A 453-nucleotide genomic window follows, 5' to 3' on the forward strand; every position below is an offset into this window, starting at 1 on the left:
TAGTTATTTTACTGAAAAATCTACAATTTGTGTATTGCTTGTTAAGCATTTTTCCCTAGTAAAATAATTCTCACAAAACATTGCTGTTACATGTAATTTTTTAGGAACGGGATCATAGATCATTTTAACTAGGTCTTTATCTACTATCTGACCAATAATTCCATAACGAGGCACTGATATTTTTTCGTTTAACGCACAACCAGAATCAAACATGCCATTTATGCCATAGATGACTCCATTTTCATCCTTTATATCAAAACTGATACCACCCAATGGCTCAAAACATAGAATATAATTAAGCTCAACTTTTTTCAGAATTATTATATATTGTTATATAAAAGTTATTTCCATTGACCTCAAATTTTAACGCCTCATTTGCCAATACAGAAAATAAGAAGACATGAAGAAAGAATAAAATTAAAGATGTTTTTATCATCCAACGCCTCCTAACTT

The 453-nt window shown here is 29.6% G+C and carries 1 protein-coding gene; it reads right to left on the minus strand.

The features are described 5' to 3' along the window. Positions 1-3 precede the first annotated feature (3 nt). Positions 4-273, minus strand: a complete 270-nt coding sequence (locus K5Q99_RS22070) for a hypothetical protein (RefSeq protein WP_155730107.1) — start codon at positions 271-273, stop codon at positions 4-6. Positions 274-453: the final 180 nt, after the last annotated feature.

Origin of the sequence: Shewanella hafniensis, from assembly GCF_019655335.1 — a bacterium.
Taxonomy (GTDB): domain Bacteria; phylum Pseudomonadota; class Gammaproteobacteria; order Enterobacterales; family Shewanellaceae; genus Shewanella; species Shewanella hafniensis.